16 protein-coding genes and 1 pseudogene are annotated in these 15,749 nt (G+C 42.6%); 12 read left to right on the top strand and 5 right to left on the bottom strand.

All coding sequences use genetic code 11. The annotated features are described in order from the left end of the window. Positions 1 to 72: 72 nt before the first annotated feature. Positions 73 to 2,667, top strand: a complete 2,595-nt coding sequence (locus M1D84_RS14755; protein ID WP_332285304.1) for a YfhO family protein — start codon at positions 73 to 75, stop codon at positions 2,665 to 2,667. A gap of 61 nt (positions 2,668 to 2,728) precedes the next feature. Here M1D84_RS14755 and M1D84_RS14750 read toward each other — a convergent pair whose 3' ends face one another. The 3 genes from M1D84_RS14750 to M1D84_RS14740 all read right to left on the bottom strand — a co-directional run bounded on the left by M1D84_RS14750 (position 2,729) and on the right by M1D84_RS14740 (position 4,640). Then, a complete protein-coding gene (locus M1D84_RS14750) occupies positions 2,729 to 3,148 on the bottom strand; it encodes a regulatory YrvL family protein (RefSeq protein ID WP_024425804.1) in 420 nt (139 codons plus the stop codon). 69 nt (positions 3,149 to 3,217) lie between these two features. Next, on the bottom strand, positions 3,218 to 4,381 hold the full coding sequence (locus M1D84_RS14745) for an oxalate decarboxylase family bicupin (protein ID WP_024425215.1): 1,164 nt from the start codon (positions 4,379 to 4,381) through the stop codon (positions 3,218 to 3,220). Between the two features lie 94 nt (positions 4,382 to 4,475). Next, positions 4,476 to 4,640 carry a YvrJ family protein gene (locus M1D84_RS14740; RefSeq protein WP_073204399.1) on the bottom strand — a complete coding sequence of 55 codons (165 nt, stop codon included), beginning with the start codon at positions 4,638 to 4,640 and terminating at the stop codon, positions 4,476 to 4,478. 166 nt (positions 4,641 to 4,806) lie between these two features. Here M1D84_RS14740 and M1D84_RS14735 point away from each other — a divergent pair, with 166 nt between their 5' ends. Together M1D84_RS14735 and rsoA are read left to right on the top strand one after the other, a co-directional pair. Continuing rightward, positions 4,807 to 5,409, top strand: a complete 603-nt coding sequence (locus M1D84_RS14735; RefSeq protein WP_073204402.1) for a sigma-70 family RNA polymerase sigma factor — start codon at positions 4,807 to 4,809, stop codon at positions 5,407 to 5,409. Further along, positions 5,357 to 5,578 carry a sigma-O factor regulator RsoA gene (gene rsoA, locus M1D84_RS14730; RefSeq protein WP_073204404.1) on the top strand — a complete coding sequence of 74 codons (222 nt, stop codon included), beginning with the start codon at positions 5,357 to 5,359 and terminating at the stop codon, positions 5,576 to 5,578. Before M1D84_RS14735 ends, rsoA begins: the two co-directional genes overlap by 53 nt. A gap of 25 nt (positions 5,579 to 5,603) precedes the next feature. On the opposite strand, the gene M1D84_RS14725 is transcribed toward rsoA, so the two are convergent. Next, positions 5,604 to 6,584 carry a metal-dependent hydrolase gene (locus M1D84_RS14725; protein ID WP_073204407.1) on the bottom strand — a complete coding sequence of 327 codons (981 nt, stop codon included), beginning with the start codon at positions 6,582 to 6,584 and terminating at the stop codon, positions 5,604 to 5,606. A gap of 191 nt (positions 6,585 to 6,775) precedes the next feature. On the opposite strand from M1D84_RS14725, the gene mutY reads away from it, so the two are divergent. Further along, positions 6,776 to 7,876 (top strand): A/G-specific adenine glycosylase, encoded by a 1,101-nt coding sequence (gene mutY, locus M1D84_RS14720; protein ID WP_332285306.1) that lies wholly within the window; start codon positions 6,776 to 6,778, stop codon positions 7,874 to 7,876. Here the strand turns inward: mutY and M1D84_RS14715 are convergent. Continuing rightward, complete coding sequence (locus M1D84_RS14715) at positions 7,863 to 8,087, bottom strand: hypothetical protein (RefSeq protein ID WP_003217808.1); 225 nt, start codon at positions 8,085 to 8,087, stop codon at positions 7,863 to 7,865. The genes mutY and M1D84_RS14715 overlap by 14 nt on opposite strands. Before the next feature lie 81 nt (positions 8,088 to 8,168). Between M1D84_RS14715 and fabL the strand changes: the two genes are divergently transcribed. The 8 genes and pseudogenes from fabL to M1D84_RS14675 all read left to right on the top strand — a co-directional run bounded on the left by fabL (position 8,169) and on the right by M1D84_RS14675 (position 15,739). Next, entirely contained in the window at positions 8,169 to 8,921 is a 753-nt protein-coding gene (gene fabL, locus M1D84_RS14710; RefSeq protein WP_024425211.1) for an enoyl-[acyl-carrier-protein] reductase FabL, read from the top strand. 75 nt (positions 8,922 to 8,996) lie between these two features. Then, a pseudogene (locus M1D84_RS14705) lies at positions 8,997 to 9,146 on the top strand (gamma-type small acid-soluble spore protein); the annotation flags it as partial. Between the two features lie 174 nt (positions 9,147 to 9,320). Next, positions 9,321 to 9,581 (top strand): YgaB family protein, encoded by a 261-nt coding sequence (locus tag M1D84_RS14700; RefSeq protein WP_044334441.1) that lies wholly within the window; start codon positions 9,321 to 9,323, stop codon positions 9,579 to 9,581. Between the two features lie 147 nt (positions 9,582 to 9,728). Further along, positions 9,729 to 10,259 carry a nucleoside tri-diphosphate phosphatase gene (gene ntdP / locus M1D84_RS14695; RefSeq protein WP_024425209.1) on the top strand — a complete coding sequence of 177 codons (531 nt, stop codon included), beginning with the start codon at positions 9,729 to 9,731 and terminating at the stop codon, positions 10,257 to 10,259. A gap of 95 nt (positions 10,260 to 10,354) precedes the next feature. Continuing rightward, positions 10,355 to 12,097, top strand: a complete 1,743-nt coding sequence (locus M1D84_RS14690) for an ABC transporter ATP-binding protein (RefSeq protein ID WP_025093468.1) — start codon at positions 10,355 to 10,357, stop codon at positions 12,095 to 12,097. 112 nt (positions 12,098 to 12,209) lie between these two features. Beyond that, complete coding sequence (locus tag M1D84_RS14685; protein ID WP_044334438.1) at positions 12,210 to 13,232, top strand: ABC transporter ATP-binding protein; 1,023 nt, start codon at positions 12,210 to 12,212, stop codon at positions 13,230 to 13,232. Beyond that, entirely contained in the window at positions 13,201 to 14,178 is a 978-nt protein-coding gene (locus M1D84_RS14680; protein ID WP_080780840.1) for an ABC transporter ATP-binding protein, read from the top strand. The genes M1D84_RS14685 and M1D84_RS14680 overlap by 32 nt, the downstream gene beginning before the upstream one ends. Continuing rightward, a complete protein-coding gene (locus tag M1D84_RS14675; RefSeq protein WP_458106319.1) occupies positions 14,153 to 15,739 on the top strand; it encodes an ABC transporter substrate-binding protein in 1,587 nt (528 codons plus the stop codon). Before M1D84_RS14680 ends, M1D84_RS14675 begins: the two co-directional genes overlap by 26 nt. Positions 15,740 to 15,749: the final 10 nt, after the last annotated feature.

The raw sequence follows: 15,749 nt of genomic DNA, 5'->3' as shown, positions 1-15,749 counted from the left end.
CCGGCAAGCACGAATCGCTTGCTGGGTTGTTTTGTTTCAAAGAATAGTGGATCTTTTGTGGAAAGGATTTAGATGATGAAACGTAGATGGATACTAATAGGAATGTGCCTCATTCTCGCTTTATTAGGACACTCCTTTTTCTTATATGAATATACCCAAGGCCGGTACATGACAGGAGATGGAGACGGGATCTCACAAATGCTCCCATTTAAAAAGCTGCTGTACGATGAATACGTCAAAGGGAACTTCTTTTATTCCTATCAATTCGGTCTAGGCGGCGGTACATATACGCAATTAGGTTATTATTTCACAACGTCGACTGTCTTTATGGTCACGGTCGCTGTCGTCTGGCTGATGAATGCGTTTCATCTTATCCAGTCAACGGACATCCATTTCTGGGCAAATGCCGTCATTTGGCTGAGTGTGATCAAGCTGACGCTCATTCTGTTCATCGCTTACCGTGTGCTTCTTTCAATGGTTCAGCATAGGCTGAGCGCATTAACAGGAGCCGCAATTTACGGATTGTCTATTGTGTATTTTCGGCATCAAACGTTTTGGGAGTTTTTCACCGACAGTATGATGTGGCTCCCGCTGCTTGTACTTGGGGTTGAACGGATTTTCAAAACGGGTAAGCCGGCTTGGTTTATTGCGTCGTGCAGCCTGATGCTCATCAACAATTTTTACTTTGCTTATATTCATTTTATCTTTTTAGCGATCTATCTTGTCTTCAGATATATCATCAAGCTTCGAAGTGAGGAGAACGGGTGGAAGGTGTTCTGGACGCTGGCGGTCTCTACGCTGTTATCCTTTGGTATCAGTGCTGCCTTTTTTGTCCCGTCTGTCTATGGATTTCTTCATAATATAAGACCGCCATATGATCAATCTATACCTTGGTTTGATCTGCATGATCATCTGCTGTTTACAAGCAGGGTGTATTTATTACCTGTTATTTTTCTCATTTGTATGTTCCTCGTTCCGCTTTACCGGAACAGGTGGTTTTTCATGTTTACATCGATCAGCGTTCTGCTCATTGTTTTTCATTACAGTCCAAAGATGGCGAGCGTGTTTAATGGTTTTTCAGCACCACAGTACAGGTTTGAATACATTCTTGCCTTTACAGTTGGAGCGGTCGCAGCCATCACCATCAAGCATTTCTCGCAAATCGAGTGGAAGTGGAAAAAGCGTGCGGTCTTAGGCGCTTGGATCGTATTTCTTCTCGCAGTCATCTTATCAGAACGAGCAAAGGGAAATATGGATGTTGTTGTATTTACAGGCATAGGACTGCTTGTGATCAGCTTGTTTTTCCTTATGATTCATGCGGAAAAACGCCAGCATCTTCGTCTCTTTTCAGCTGTGCTCATCGCTTTCAGCTTACTGACAGCAGGCGTGTACCAGCAGGGCTATTTATCTGAAAGAAGCAATATTAAGAGCGTATCAGATACGTATCTGAATAGTGAGGCGTATGCTGGACATGAGCAAATGAAGCTCATTCAGCAGATTCAAAGCCGCTCCTCAAAAGATCCGCTTGCTCGGATTGATTGGATGAATGGCGTGCGCAACAATACCCCGTTATTTGAAGGCTTTCAAGGCATGAGTGCGTATTCAAGTATATTGAATCAGCATTTGCTCAATTTCTACTGGAATGACCTGCAAATCGATATGGGACGAGAAAGTGTCAGCCGTTATGCAACAATGGGGGACAGGGCGAATTTATACAGCCTGACCTACGGAAAGTATTATATGAGAGACAATACGATGCCTTACTCACCGCCAGCTTATTTTAAGCCAATATTGGAAAGCGAGCATTATAAAGTGTATGAAAATACACGGCCGCTGCCATTTGCAAGAACAACAAGCACCGTTTATTCAGAAAAATCCTTAAAAGATGCCTCAGCACTAGATAGGGAGCATGCGATGCTGCAAGGTGTGATTTTAGACAAAAAAGGAAACGCTGAAATTGAGCATGCGCCAGATCGAGTCAAGGATACAAAGATTCATACGGAACAAGCCGTATACGAACACGGCGTGCTTGATGTATACGGAGAAACAGGCGGTCTGAATATCACGCTGCCAGATGATATGGCCCGCGCTGGGGATGTGTATGTGAGCTTTTATGTGAAGCGGACAGACCGTAACGAAGGATTTCAGTTATCCGTTGACAACTACGTCACCTCACGAAAAAGCAATACATCCATCTACAAAACAGGCGTCAATGAAGTGACGATTCGAGTCCCTGCAGAAAAAATCCTTTCCATTCGAGTACCAAAAGGGACGTATGAGCTCAATCAACTGAGGCTGTATCAAGAGCCTTACCGCATCCTAGAAAAGGCATATGAAAAAGAAAAACAGGATGATGGCAGCCAGCAAGTAAAGCTCGAAAACAACCGCTTTACGATTTCATATGATAACAAACGCGGCGATGATTATATGGTTCTCCCAGTACCATATGAAAAAGGCTGGGAGCTCACGGTAAACGGAAAGCAGACCGATATTGAACAAGCCAATTACGCCTTTATCGGTTTTCCAATAGAAAAAGGCAAAAACGAGATTGTGCTAACCTACTATCCGCCTTATATCAGAATTCTCGCGTTGATTTCACTCGTCAGTTTGATCGGTGCGATCCTATATGCACGAAGACAACACAAGAAACACCACTTTTCATCATAAGTGGTGTTTTTTATCTTCCAAGGTCTGATCGAACACGATATCCATCATATGAAGCAAATCATTAAGCTTCTTTCTCAAACGAAAACGTCGCATAATCAAACAAAAAATGAAACAACCAAAGGCTTAGAGCAAAGAGGATTTCCTCAGAAGTAGACAGTAAAATGCCGCCTACCAATTCATCTGATAAATAGACAGCACCCCAAATAAACAAAAGATGAATGGAAATGGCATAGAAAACGATGGAGCGTTTTTTGGAACGGCATTTTCTAACAACTCTCATAAGCACATGCTCCACATGCTCAAAGGATATCCCAAGTACCACATAGATGCCCATAAATAAAAGCATCGATAAAATCGATTGATAAAAAGCACCCGTTAAATGAAAGAACAGTACACAAAACAACAAAAATATGTAACAGACAGCCGACGCCGCCATGAGCCATTTCAGCCCTTGCCATAAAGCGTGAACAGATTGCTGCATAGGTGAACAAACACTCCTTTACATGAAGATACCTGCAAAAAGGACAGCCTTTTTGCAGGAAGTTATATGTTAATCCTCTTTTTTAGGCGCAGCGATCACAGGATGTTTTTCAGTATCAAGCAGTTTTAAGAAATCTTCACCTTGATCTAAATGATCAAGAACAAGCTGTTTCGGTGTGACCGCAAGCCACTGATTGAGTGAAATGTCTGCATAATGATCGCTCTTAAAGATTTCTAAGAAATAAAGCGGTTCGTCGCCTGTATTTTCTACATAATGCCCCATCGCAAATGGGACATATCCAACGTCTCCCGCCTGATAGTTGAAGGTTCTCGCATGTCCATCAGAAGCAAATACCGTCATTCGTGCTTTTCCAGAAATGAAATATTGCCATTCATCCGTATTTGGATGCCAGTGCAGCTCGCGAATGGCACCTGGATCAACTTTCACAAGAGCAGATGCAATCGTTTTAGACGCTTTGAAATTGGTAGAGTCCGCAATCCACACTTGTCCGCCGCTTGACGTAATCGGCTCCTGTTTTAACAGCTCATATTTAAAGGAATTCGGGACTTCTCCTTGCTCTGTTTTTACCTTGTCACATTCAAGGGAACCAGGAATTCCTTTTTGGAAAATATACTTTTCTTTCTCTGGCAGCTTGTCAAACTGCTCCTTTGTCATACCGAAGTTCTTAAGCACGACTTCCTCTGGCGTATGGGCAAGCCAATCGGTTACTTGGAACGTACTATTTTCTGAGAATGACCCATCATCAAACACAAGCAAGAATTCAGCTCCCGGTTCAAGTGCTTGGATAGAGTGCGGCAGGCCAGAAGGGAAGTACCACAAATCACCCTCAGTCACATCCTCTGTAAAATTGCGCCCCTCTGCATCAACCGATGTAATCCGGGCTTCCCCATAAATCATGTACGCCCATTCCGCTTCCTTATGCCAGTGAAGCTCACGAATCGCACCAGGCTTTAACCGCATATTAACAGATGCAAGACTTTTAGAGATCGGCAGTTCGCGGACTGTTACCTCTCGGGCATAGCCGCCTTTTTCTAAACGATTGTGTGTATCAGAAAAAGAATATTTCAGGTTGGAGACCGTTCCATGATCGGTTTCTGGCGGCGTGAGCATATCTGGATTTTGTCTGTCCCGCTCGAGATTACGTGGAATTTTGACCGTTGCTCCTTTTTCTCCTCGAATCGGCTGTGGTATTCCATTTTGCTTTTCACTCATGATAAAATCCCCTTTCAACATCGTATTGTGTGAGGTGACAAAAGGCCTTTCATTTCGCCCTCGTTTTCATAAGGTGAAACGAATCAAGCAGATGTCAATCTGATTCATCATTTTTTTGAGCAGCGACTAATCGTTGGATGAGCTTGCTTAATTCATCAAACTTTCGTTCAAAGCGTGTCAGCAAGTAAACCGTCAAAATGGCAGGGAAGCCAGCTTGACCGAGCTGCTTCAACCATTCCTCTGAAAAAAAGGTCTCCATTTGTCTCACCTCCCAGCGGATACTCGTCTTCTATATAAGTGGTATGAAAGAAGAAAAAGGAAAGCAGAGGGGGAGAAAATGAATCATTAGACCCGTTTCACGAAGTTTACTTTTTTTAACTTTTGTCCACTTAATGCTAGTAGAGGGAACAAAGGGGAGGATGCACATGGATTATCGGCTGTTATTGAAAGCAAAATGGAAAGAAATCATTGATCACCCGCTCATTCAGCAGTTTTTAAGCAACCCGAAAAACGAGCAGCTGCTCCGGCAAGTCATGGAAGAGCCAAACGAGGAAAATGCCAAAAAACTAGATTCCGAGTTCAAACAGTTCTATCAGAAAATCCGCATCATCAAGTATATCTCCACAATGATACGCATCTTTTCAGTCGACTTTGACAAACGAGTAAAAAAGAAACAGCAGCGTTTTCCGCTCATACTCGATCATCCTGATACACAAGAAGTGAAAGACCCTGTTCAAACAGATACGTATGAAGCCGTGCTCTTCAACCAGCAAGACTTAGGAGAGCATCTGCAAGACCAAACATTGTACAAGGCCTACCAGCTGCTCACAGACAAACAAAAAATGGTCTTAACTCAAATTTATGTCGAAGGCCAAACGATGAAAGAAATAGCCGATCAGTTAGGCGAAACAAGACAAAACATCTCAAACATACACAAAAAAGCGCTCAACAAACTAAAAGAAGAAACAGGGGGAGATGTCCGTGCAAGAAGACAAAATGACCAATGGAGAAATGGAAGAACTCATTGAAACCTTCACACCCATGATCAAAAAGAAACTACAAAACACGGCATATCAAGAAAGAGAAGACCTCGAACAAGAACTCTATATCAAACTCATCGAAAAAATAGACCGGCTGATCTACCAAGAAGGACCTGGATTTTGGGAGTTTATTGTGGAATATATGACGAAGTTGTAAAAGTGAAGCACAAAAAAAGACTCGCTCACACAGAGCCGAGTCTTAATTTTTTTTGCAGTTTTTCTTCACTGAAAATCCAGCCGGTATAGGAATTTTTGATTTGGTGGTCCATGTCGATATGGCAGATTGCGACAAAAGGATAATGACCTTTGCTTCGGTATCGCAAATCAATGAACCGCACTTCATAATGATCCTTGAATTTATCCACTTCCCACCGATAGACAGGGGAGAAGGAGAGAAAGGCTGAAATGTTTTCATCTTGTTTGGCAATTTTCATAATTTCAGTATCCGGGACCGGCACACGGTTAAACGTGTCTAAAATGACGACTTCTCCATTCATGCTGCGCCCAACATGGAAAGAGGATTTACATTTCACGGCAATGCGCCATTGTCTGAACTTCATTGTAGGCGAAATGATAATCTCTTCAATTTCATCGAATCGTGCACGCAGTTGACGTTTAATTTGTAGCTGCATAATGACCCTGACGATATAGTAACAGAATATCACCGCGTACAGCGTTATGAACGTATAGCCGGGATGACCGCCAATCGCCCAAACGACAATAGCGACAAGGTGTGTAAAAAAGATAAACGGATCAAACGTATTAATGATTCCAAGTGCTACCCATTTCTTTGAAAATGGACGAATGGCCTGCGTACCGTATGCATTGAAAATATCGACAAACACATGAAGCACAACGGCTAATAGTGTCCATAACCAAAGGTGAAGTAAATCCGCCCCCGGCACAAATGGGAAAATCACAGCCGGAATCAGCAATGACCAGAACAGTACAGCCGGAATGGAATGTGTAAATCCTCGGTGATTTCTTATATAAACCGCATTATTTTTTAGTTTTAGCACAGTATCAATGTCTGGTGCTTGGGAGCCGGCGATTGTCGCGATCATCACGGCGTGTGCCATGTGTGGATCTGCGCTGACGGCTGGATCTAAAAGTGCAAGTCCCCCAAGAGAAATGCCCATTACTACATGAGTACCAGTGTCCAATTGATTACCTCCTAGTTGTCATGCTTAGGAACAATCATACAAAGTATACGTCTTCAATCAAGACTATGTGCAAAATCACTTTTGCTTTATCCCGATTTAATGTAACATGTTAACGTATCTACAAACAGTATACAACAAATAAGGTTCTATTCAGAACGTTAGCCCTCGGTCCAATGAGAAGGAGTATAGATATGAAAGACATTCAAGAAAAGCTGGACCGCAAAGATATTGCGGGCTTTCAGCATGATTTAATTGATTGGTATGAAAAAGAACAACGAACATTGCCATGGCGTGAAAATCAAGATCCATACCGCGTCTGGGTATCAGAAGTCATGCTTCAGCAAACGAGAGTAGATACGGTCATTCCGTATTTCAACCGGTTTATGGAGCAATTCCCGACGGTGAAGGATCTCGCTTTAGCTGACGAAGAAAAGGTCATGAAAGCATGGGAAGGTCTTGGCTACTACTCAAGAGTGCGTAATTTACAGGCAGCTGTGAAAGAAGTATATGAAACCTACGGTGGCATTGTCCCTGATACAAAAGAGCAATTTTCAAAGCTCAAAGGTGTAGGCCCGTATACGAGTGGCGCAGTGCTGAGTATCGCCTATAACAAGCCATATCCTGCGGTAGACGGCAACGTTATGAGGGTCATTTCTCGTATTTTGTCCATATGGGATGATATTGCAAAACCAAAAACGAGAAACATTTTCGAATTTGCGGTCGATCAGCTCATTTCCCGGGAAAAGCCGTCAGAATTTAATCAAGGGCTGATGGAGCTAGGTGCGCTCATTTGCACCCCAACATCCCCAGCCTGCCTCATTTGCCCTGTGAACATGCATTGCTCGGCATTCGAGGAAGGCGTTCAGCATGAGCTCCCAGTGAAAAGCAAAAAGAAAAAGCCGACTGCAAAATCAATGGCAGCAGCGGTGTTATTTGATGACGCAGGCAACCTATATATTCATAAGCGGCCAAGTACAGGCCTGCTTGCGAATTTATGGGAATTCCCTAACATGGAAACCATGAAGGGAAGAAAAACGGAAAAAGAGCAGCTGATTGATTTCTTAAAAGAGGAGGCGGGTGTACAAGCGGAGCTTGGTGATTTAGAAGGCACCATTCAGCATGTATTTACCCACCTCATCTGGAATATTTCTGTTTTCTTTGGACGAGTTACCTCTGTATCTGATGACACGAAGCTGAAAAAAGTCACAACAGAAGAATTTGAGGCATATGCTTTGCCAGTCTCACACCAAAAAATTTGGAAGCTGGCACTTGAGCAACCTAGTCGTATTTAACCGTTGTCCCGTGGGTATAATCAGCTTCATTTCGGTGCAGACCCCCGCGGTCTTCGATTTCAGAAATGATTTCTCGATACTTAGATTGCCCTTCTTCGTTCAAATAAGGTAAAATTTGTTGGAAAGCATGATGAAAGTAAGCAAGCTCAGTATCTTTCCATTGATCCTTGGACATCATGCCAAGCTGGCTTAAATCGCGTCCGACATACATGAATGTAACCTCCTAATAGGAACTTTCCTATTAGTGTGAAGCGAATGAACGAAAACTATTCAAATCAGGAGATGAACCATAATGAGTCAACGTAAATGTGCATTAATTACAGGAAGCAGCAGAGGAGTAGGGAAAGAAGTAGCCCTCCGACTCGCTGAAAAAGGATATGACATTGTCATTAACTATGCGAGAAGCAAAAAAGCCGCACTTGAAACAGCGGAAGAAATTGAAGCGATGGGTGTCAAGACATTGGTTGTTAAAGCCAATGTAGGCCAGCCTGAGAAAATCAAAGACATGTTTCAGCAAATCGACGAAACCTTTGGCCGTTTAGATGTATTTGTAAACAATGCGGCATCAGGTGTTCAGCGTCCAATTATGGACCTTGAAGAAAATCATTGGGACTGGACAATGAATATCAATGCGAAAGCCTTGTTATTCTGCGGACAAGAAGCGGCGAAACTAATGGAGAAAAACGGCGGCGGACATATCGTCAGCATTAGTTCTCTTGGCTCTATTCGCTACCTTGAAAATTACACAGTAGTCGGCGTATCAAAAGCAGCACTAGAAGCTTTAACACGTTACCTTTCTGTTGAGCTTTCACAAAAAAATATCGTCGTCAACGCTGTATCAGGCGGCGCGATCGATACCGATGCACTTAAGCACTTCCCGAACCGTGAAGAGCTTTTAGAAGATGCGAAGAAAAATACACCTGCCGGCCGAATGGTGGAAATTAAAGACATGGTCGACAGCGTGGAATTCCTTGTATCAGGCAAAGCAGACATGATTAGAGGCCAGACGATTATTGTAGATGGCGGACGTTCTTTGCTTGTTTAAAAAAATCATGAATAGGATGTACACCTTCTGCACAAATTAATGTGCGTGGAGGTGATAATGATGGATCAACAACAAAACAAAACAAACGCACAACAAGTGAAGAAACAAAACCAAGCTGCTGCACAAGGTGGTCAATACGGCACTGAATTTGCTAGCGAGACTGACGCACAGCACGTAAAAAAATACAACCAAAAAGCTGAGCAAAACAAACAACAAAACAGCTAATCACTGAAACAAAGGAAAGCACTTCATATACGAATGAAGTGCTTTTCTTTTTGCCTCTCACCACCATCCGACAAAACCTGTAAAACCTCTACATAAACAGTCAAAGGATTTCCTTCTTCTTTCAAGAAATGGTATACAGACAAAAAGTGGATTCGATAAAAAGGGAGGAGTTAGATGTCTGATTTCGATCAGCTTGTAAAAGAACAAATGCAGCTCATGGATCAGCTGCTCGATGTGCAGGGAGAACTCGATCTATGCTTAGAAACAGAAAAACAATTGCTGCAGGATGAAAAAAAAGAAGAGTGGCATAGGCTTTGTGATCAGATCAAACAGAAACGTGAGGAACTGCAAAAAGTGCAAACCTTATTTACAAAACAGACAGAAGAGGTCATCAACTCATATAAACAGATGGAAAAGAGTTCTAGCGCGATGTAAGTCAGTGTGCCGTTCAATTGGTTTGAATGGCTTTTTCATTTCATTTTTTAATGATGTAACGGTATAATATAATAGAGACATGTTTAGTTGGGAAATTAGGTCTTTGGACTGTTAGGTTTGTTTGTTATAGAAAGTAGGGGAGAAAATATGGGCTATCCCAAGGAAGGAGAAACCATCCAAATTCAAAGCTATAAACATAATGGCTTGATCCACAGGATTTGGAATGAAACCACCATTCTGAAAGCAACGGAATTGTGTATCATTGGTGCAAACGACCGTACAATGGTGACTGAATCCGACGGCCGTACTTGGATGACGAGAGAACCGGCTATTTGCTATTTCCATGCAAAACAATGGTTTAATGTAATTGGGATGCTTAGAGATGATGGGGTATATTATTACTGCAACATCAGCTCTCCTTTTGCGACAGATGATGAGGCAATTAAGTATATTGATTACGATTTAGACGTCAAAGTCTTTCCAGACATGACGTACAATATTTTGGATGAGGACGAATATGCAGATCATAAGAGGCAGATGAATTATCCAAAAGAAATCGATAGTATCTTAAGAGAGCATCTGAATACATTACTGCATTGGATTCACCAGCGGAAAGGTCCGTTTGCTCCTGAATTTGTGGATATGTGGTATGAACGTTTTTTACATTATACAAAATAAGCAAGAGCATCGAAAAACCTGTTTGGCTTTTTAGGCTAACAGGTTTTTGACTGCGTACGGATAAGAGGCACTGATAGATTGGGAAGGAGATTTACATGGGGGTCATTAAACGCTACATGGCTTTTGTAACACCGTATAAAAAACAGATTGCATTGACAATGGTCATCGGAATGATTAAGTTCTCGATTCCCTTAACCTTGCCTCTGCTTTTAAAATATGTCATTGATGATGTCATTCAAGGCTCGGGGTCAGCTGAAGAAAAGACATCAACTCTACTGATCATAATGGGAATCATGCTCGTATTATTTTTAGTGTTGAGGCCGCCTGTTGAATACTATAGACAATACTACGCTCAGTGGACAGGCAGTAAGGTTTTGTTTGATATTCGGGAGAAGCTGTTCTCGCATATTCAAAAGCTAAGTCTTCGTTATTATGCCAACACGAGAACAGGAGAAATTATTTCAAGAGTGATCAACGATGTGGAGCAGACAAAGGAATTTGTCATCACAGGGCTCATGAACATTTGGCTGGATATGATGACTGTACTGATCGTGATCGCTATTATGTGTACACTGGATCTGAAGCTCACCATCGTGTCTGTCATTATTTTTCCGCTATACGCGTTTGCAGTAAAGTATTTTTACGGACGGCTTCGTAAGCTGACAAAAGAGCGGTCACAGGCGCTGGCTGAAGTGCAAGGGCACCTGCATGAGCGAGTACAAGGAATGCCGGTCATTCGAAGCTTTGCGATTGAAGAATATGAACAAGAGAATTTTCATGATGAAAACAAAAATTTCTTAAACAAAGCAATCAACCATACGAATTGGAATGCAAAAACATTTGCTGTCGTCAATACCATCACTGACATTGCACCGCTGTTAATCATTGCATTTGCTGGCTACACCGTAATTAACGGGTCGCTTTCGATTGGGACCATGATCGCCTTTGTCGGCTATATTGACCGGATGTACAATCCGATTCGACGTCTCATTAACTCATCCACGACGTTAACTCAGTCCGTTGCATCAATGGATCGGATCTTTGAGTTTATTGATGAGCCATATGAGGTCACAGACCGGCCGAATGCAAAAGAAGCCAATCATTTAAAAGGAGAGGTAGAGTTTAAAAATGTGTCGTTTCGTTATGAACACACGCAGGAAGAGATTCTGCACAATATCTCCTTGAAAGTAGAAAAAGGACAAACAGTTGCCCTTGTAGGAATGAGCGGTGGAGGAAAGTCGACACTCGTCAGCTTAATTCCAAGGTTTTATGATGTCACAAACGGGTCACTTGAAATTGACGGCATTGATATCAAAGAGTACAAAGCAAGAAGCCTTCGAAATCAAGTCGGAATGGTGCTGCAGGATACATTCCTATTCAGTGACACGATTAAAGAAAATATTGCGGTTGGTGACCCTGAAGCATCTTTTGAAAAAATCGTGTCGGCTGCAAAAGCGGCAAACGCCCATGATTTTATTATGTCTCTTCCTGAAGGATATGACACGAAAGTAGGAGAACGGGGCGTGAAGCTGTCAGGCGGACAAAAACAGCGGATTTCCATTGCAAGGGTATTTCTAAAAAATCCACCGCTTTTGATTTTAGACGAAGCGACGTCCGCACTTGATTTAGAAAGTGAGCATTACATTCAAGAAGCGATGCAAAAGCTGGCGAAGGATCGCACAACTTTTATTGTCGCACACCGATTATCAACCATTACACATGCTGACCAAATTGTGGTCATGGAACAAGGCGAAATAGTGGAAAAGGGAACACACGAAGAATTAATGAATCAAGACAGCCACTATCGTCATTTATTTACCATTCAAACATTAAATTAGTAGAAGCCTATCCGATTCTAGCGGATAGGCTTTTTTATGCTTGTCAAAAACATGACATATTTCCCAGCTTGTCTCAATACAATTTTAAAAAGTATGACGGGGTGGTGAATATGTGAAAGAACAAGACGTGCTGCTAGATGTCAAACAGCTGTCCATTGCGTTTCAGCAGAAAAAGCAAAAAGTGCCCATCGTCCATCACATATCGTTCTCGATTCAAAAAGGGGAAACGTTAGGAATTGTGGGCGAATCTGGCTGCGGGAAAAGTATTACAAGCATGTCATTAATGGGATTGAATCAGCAAACCGAAACAACGGGTGAGGTTCATTTCGAAGGGCAAAATCTGCTGTCACTTTCAGAGAAAGAGTGGCGAGAGATAAGAGGAAATGACATTTCGATGATTTTCCAAGAGCCCATGACCTCTCTGAACCCATTAATGACCATCGGCAAACAAATGACGGAAGCCCTTTTCACACATCAAGCAATCGGTCAGAAAGAAGCAAAAGCGAAGGCAGTTGATCTTCTTGAAACAGTTGGGTTGAAGCAAGCGGAATCGTTACTTAAAAAATATCCACACGAATTATCAGGCGGTATGCGCCAGCGAGTCATGATTGCGATGGCAATGCTTTGTCACCCAAAGCTCATGATCGCTGATGAACCGACAACTGCACTTGATGTAACCATCCAAGCGCAAATCCTTCGTCTGCTCAAAAAACTGAACGAAGAATTGGATACTGCTATTTTATTTATTACCCATGATCTAGGCGTGGTGCGGCAAATATGCCAGCGAGTCATGATTATGTATGCCGGTCGAATTGTAGAAGAAGGAACCGTTGACCGTATTTTTCAAAAACCTCTGCATCCCTACACGAAAGGTCTTTTCGCCTCAGTCCCATCGTTTAAAGAGAAAAAAGAAAAACTCATCTCTATTGCAGGTCATGTGCCTAAGCCAGGGGCCATCCGGTCCGGCTGTCAATTTGCACCACGCTGCCCATATCAAATGGCGCAATGTCTTGAAAAAGATCCAGCCTTACAATCCATTGAACAGAATCATCGCGTGGCATGTTTTCTAATGGAAGGAGGAGAAGACACTGAGTCACCCACTCTTGCAAGTGAATCAGCTGACAAAACGGTATGACACAGCCGCTTTTTTTTCTAAACATAAACAATCGACTTTGGCTTTAAATCAAGTGTCCTTTCACGTGAAGGAAGGAGAAACGCTTGGCATTGTTGGTGAATCAGGCTGCGGTAAATCAACACTTGGCAAAAGCCTAATGAGATTGACTGAACCGACGTCAGGCTCTATTCAATTAAAAGGGCAGGAGATCACCCTTCTAAAAGAACGAGACATGCGTTCCTTAAGAAAAGATATTCAAATGATCTTTCAAGATCCATATGCTTCTTTAAATCCGAGAATGAAAATCAAAGATATTTTAGAGGAACCACTGATTGTCCATCAGCATGGGACGAAAGCAGAAAGACGGAAACGGGTAAAAGAGATGCTGCACATTGTTGGATTTGATCCTTCCTACGGGGAACGTTATGCGCATCAATTCAGCGGCGGACAAAGGCAGCGTATCGGTATCGCAAGAGCACTTATTACGCACCCAAGTCTTGTCATTGCCGATGAACCAGTTTCGGCTTTAGATGTATCCGTTCAAGCGCAAATTTTGAATTTGATGCTTGAATTACAAAAGACGCTTTCTCTGACGTATTTGTTTATTTCTCACGACCTTGGGGTTGTCAGGTATATGAGCGATCGGATCGCCGTCATGTATGCTGGGCGCATTGTCGAGATGGGGCCTGCCGAGGATGTGTTTCACAGCCCGCTTCATCCCTATACATCGCTGCTTCTGAAATCCATTCCACATATGGATCACGTACTAGAGGTGCAAGATGTGGCAGCAGAAGAGACCACAATGACGGAACGCGGCGGCTGTCCTTTCTACAAAAGGTGTCCAAAGAGATGGGAGAAATGCCTGAAAGCAGTTCCTGCTTTGTATGAGGAGGCACCGGGGCACGCGGCCGCGTGTTATTTATATCAAAAGGAGGAACACAATGAAGAAGACATGGTTATTCAGTAGTTTCATTTTTGTGCTGGCACTGGCGCTCTTTTTAGGGGGATGCTCGTCTTCACCGACATCAGAAGAAAAGGCAACAAAAGATACCCTCGTATTTGGCAGAGGGGGAGATTCCACTTCACTAGATCCAATCACAACAACAGAAGGCGAAACCTTCAAGGTCACAGAGAATATATTTGAAAAGCTTTTGAATTACGGTGAGAAAGACACGACCATCCATCCTGGCCTCGCATCAGAATGGGATGTTGCAAAGGACGGAAAATCATACACGTTCTACTTAAGAAAAGGTGTGAAATTCCACGATGGTACAGACTTTAACGCAGAAGCAGTGAAATTCAATTTTGAGCGCTGGATGAATGGAGACGCAGAAAAGTTTCCTTACTATGGTATGTTTGGCGGCTATAAAAAAGATAAAGGGCATGTCATTAAAGACATCATCGTCAAAGGCGAGCATGAAATTGAATTTCAGCTAAAGCGCCCGCAGGCGACATTCCTCAAAAACATTGCCATGTCACCATTTGGCATCGCCAGTCCAGCCGCAGTTGAAAAAAGCGGCGATTCATTTAGAGAAAATCCAGTGGGGACAGGGCCATTCAAGTTTAAAGAGTGGAAGCAAAACGACCGTATCGTGTTAGAAAAAAACGAGGATTATTGGCAGAAGGATAAACCAAAGCTGAATCAAATCATCTTCCGCTCCATTCCAGAAAACTCTGCTCGTTTAAATGCCCTTAAAACAGGCGAGATCGACTTAATGGATGGCGTGAATCCGTCAGATTTAGATGGCATTAAAACTGACAAAGCACTCCAGCTCATTGAAAGACCATCGATGAACGTAGGCTATATCGGACTGACCGTCACAAGAAAGCCGCTTGATAACAAGCTGGTTCGTCAGGCACTCAATTATGCGGTCGATAAAGAATCGATTATTGAGTCATTTTATGGCGGACTTGCTGAGCCAGCAAAAAATCCATTGCCGCCAGCTTTAGAAGGCTACAATGACGACATTGAGCCATATCCGTATGATCCAGAAAAAGCGAAAGAACTATTAAAAGAAGCAGGCTTCCCTGATGGATTTCGCATCAAGCTTTGGGCGATGCCTGTACCACGTCCATACATGCCAGATGGGATGAAGGTAGCAGAAGTCATTCAGTCAAATTTTGAAAAGGTCGGCGTCAAAGCAGAAATTGTCACATATGACTGGGCAACCTACTTAGATAAAGCAAGTAAAGGGGAAGCAGATGTGTTCTTATTAGGCTGGACAGGGGACAATGGTGATCCTGATAATTTCATTTACACATTGCTGGACAAAGACAGCATTGGCGGTAACAACTATACATTCTTCGAAAACGATAAAATGCATGACATTCTTATTGAAGCGCAAACAGACACAGATCAAAAGAAACGAAATGAGCTGTATAAAAAAGCGCAGGAAATCATTCATGACGAAGCGCCTTGGATTCCATTGGTGCATTCGATTCCAATGCTTGCCGCTTCTAATGATTTAAAAGGCTATCAGCCGCATCCAACTGGTTCAGAAGCTTTAACTGACGTGTATTTCGAATAAGCAAATAAGG

The organism is Bacillus sp. PK5-006 (assembly GCF_054161415.1).
The sequence above is the reverse complement of the archived record's forward strand: the minus strand, read 5'-3'. Positions and strand labels throughout refer to the sequence as shown.

What these genes read in the sequence shown, in the direction of transcription:
- ntdP (WP_024425209.1), top strand. Translation starts at nt 9,729, where the DNA reads ATGGGCTATCCCAAGGAAGGAGAAACCATCCAAATTCAAAGCTATAAA.
- fabL (WP_024425211.1), top strand. Translation starts at nt 8,169, where the DNA reads ATGAGTCAACGTAAATGTGCATTAATTACAGGAAGCAGCAGAGGAGTA.
- M1D84_RS14750 (WP_024425804.1), bottom strand. Translation starts at nt 3,148, where the DNA reads ATGCAGCAATCTGTTCACGCTTTATGGCAAGGGCTGAAATGGCTCATG.
- M1D84_RS14700 (WP_044334441.1), top strand. Translation starts at nt 9,321, where the DNA reads ATGTCTGATTTCGATCAGCTTGTAAAAGAACAAATGCAGCTCATGGAT.
- M1D84_RS14745 (WP_024425215.1), bottom strand. Translation starts at nt 4,381, where the DNA reads ATGAGTGAAAAGCAAAATGGAATACCACAGCCGATTCGAGGAGAAAAA.
- mutY (WP_332285306.1), top strand. Translation starts at nt 6,776, where the DNA reads ATGAAAGACATTCAAGAAAAGCTGGACCGCAAAGATATTGCGGGCTTT.
- M1D84_RS14675 (WP_458106319.1), top strand. Translation starts at nt 14,153, where the DNA reads ATGAAGAAGACATGGTTATTCAGTAGTTTCATTTTTGTGCTGGCACTG.
- M1D84_RS14755 (WP_332285304.1), top strand. Translation starts at nt 73, where the DNA reads ATGATGAAACGTAGATGGATACTAATAGGAATGTGCCTCATTCTCGCT.
- M1D84_RS14735 (WP_073204402.1), top strand. Translation starts at nt 4,807, where the DNA reads ATGGATTATCGGCTGTTATTGAAAGCAAAATGGAAAGAAATCATTGAT.
- rsoA (WP_073204404.1), top strand. Translation starts at nt 5,357, where the DNA reads ATGTCCGTGCAAGAAGACAAAATGACCAATGGAGAAATGGAAGAACTC.
- M1D84_RS14740 (WP_073204399.1), bottom strand. Translation starts at nt 4,640, where the DNA reads ATGGAGACCTTTTTTTCAGAGGAATGGTTGAAGCAGCTCGGTCAAGCT.
- M1D84_RS14715 (WP_003217808.1), bottom strand. Translation starts at nt 8,087, where the DNA reads ATGTATGTCGGACGCGATTTAAGCCAGCTTGGCATGATGTCCAAGGAT.
- M1D84_RS14690 (WP_025093468.1), top strand. Translation starts at nt 10,355, where the DNA reads ATGGGGGTCATTAAACGCTACATGGCTTTTGTAACACCGTATAAAAAA.